The 1592-nt window shown below is 68.0% G+C and carries 2 protein-coding genes; both read left to right on the forward strand.

Annotated elements, in window-relative coordinates; translation table 11 throughout:
* Positions 1-815: aldehyde dehydrogenase family protein (locus EN781_RS32170; RefSeq protein ID WP_127400710.1), on the forward strand; the 815-nt coding region annotated here is incomplete at its 5' end.
* A gap of 88 nt (positions 816-903) precedes the next feature.
* Positions 904-1592, forward strand: a 689-nt coding sequence (locus EN781_RS32175; protein ID WP_127400711.1) for a glycosyltransferase, incomplete at its 3' end; no start/stop codon positions are given.

The raw sequence follows: 1592 nt of genomic DNA on the forward strand, positions 1-1592 counted from the left end.
CCTTCGGCCTGCACACGCGCATTGAAGGCCGCGTCCAGCATTGCGTCGACGGCATCCATGCCGGCAACATCTATGTCAACCGCAACCAGATCGGCGCCGTGGTCGGCTCGCAGCCGTTCGGTGGCGAGGGGCTTTCGGGCACGGGACCGAAGGCCGGCGGGCCGCATTACCTGCGGCGCTTCCGCAAGGGGCCGGAGGCAGGCACGCATGTCGCCGAGGGCCACAAGGTGACGGCAACCGAACTTGCCGACAATCTGCCCGATCCGACGCTCGGCGGCTGGTCGACGCGGCCCGACCGGGTGGCGATCCTGCGGAAGCACCTGCGCGGCAAGGGCGCGGCCGCCATCGGCGCGGCGGCAAGTATCGATTTCGGTCAGGTCGACCTGCCGGGTCCGACGGGGGAGGCCAACACGCTGTCGCTGGCACCGCGTGGCCGCGTGCTCTGCCTCGGTCCGGATACGGACACGCTGCTGGCGCAGGCGATCCAGGCGCTTGCCGCCGGCAACGCCGTGCTCGCGGTGGCGCCGGGCGCGCCGGCGGCGCTGTCGGCGCTAACCGGCAAGGGCCTGCCGATCGCCGCCATAGACGGCCGGCCGGACCCCGTCGAGGCGCGCGCACTGCGCGTCGATGTCGTCGCATTCTCAGGCACGCCGGAGGCGGCGCGCATCGTGCGCAAGGTTATCGCCGAGCGCGCCGGCCCGATCGTGCCGCTGGTCAGCGAGGTGCTCAATCCGGCTGCCTATGCGCATGAGCGCGCCGTCTGCGTCGACACCACGGCGGCGGGCGGCAATGCCAGCCTGCTGGCTGCCGCCTAAGGCACAGCCCAAGTCCGGGCGCGTGTTGCAAGGAGACCGCGCACCCGGATAAACATGCGCCGATCGATTACGCGGCGAGGCCGAACAGATGGAAGATAAATCGCCGTTCACGCTCCCGCGTGTCAGCGTGGTCATCACCAGTCACAACTATCGCGCCTATGTCGAGGACGCGATCCGCTCGGTTCTGGCACAGACCTATCGCAATTGGGACTGCGTGATCGTCGACGATGCCTCGGCCGACGGCTCGGCCGATCATATCCGTGCGCTGCTTGAAAAGATCGGCGATCCGCGCCTGCGCCTCCTGGCGCGGCCGCAAAACGGCGGCCAACTCGCCGCGTTCCGCGACGGCTTTGCAGCAAGCGACGCGCATTTCGTGGCGTTTCTCGATTCCGACGACATCTGGCTGCCGGACTTCCTGCTCGCGCATCTGTCGGCGCATCTCTACGCGACGCAGCCGGCGTCGCTGTCCAGCTCCGATCTTTTCCTCGTCGATCGCGAGCGCGCCTTGCTGGCCAGTAGCTTTGCGCTGCCGCGCAGGGAAGCGCACGCGCGCGGGACAATGATCCCACCCCACATACAGCATGGCGGACTCGCCTATCGGTCGGATTTTCCGGTGACCTATTTCGGACCCGATAGCTATGGCTGGATATGGGCGCCGACATCGTCGATGGTTTTCCGGCGTGGCGCGCTGGAACCCGTCCTGGCATTCCCCTTCAAGGTGTCGATCGGAACCGATTACCTGACGGCGACATGCGCGCATCTGGCCGCCGGCAGCCT

Origin of the sequence: Mesorhizobium sp. M4A.F.Ca.ET.090.04.2.1 (genome assembly GCF_003999085.1) — a bacterium.
Taxonomy (GTDB): Bacteria; Pseudomonadota; Alphaproteobacteria; order Rhizobiales; family Rhizobiaceae; genus Mesorhizobium.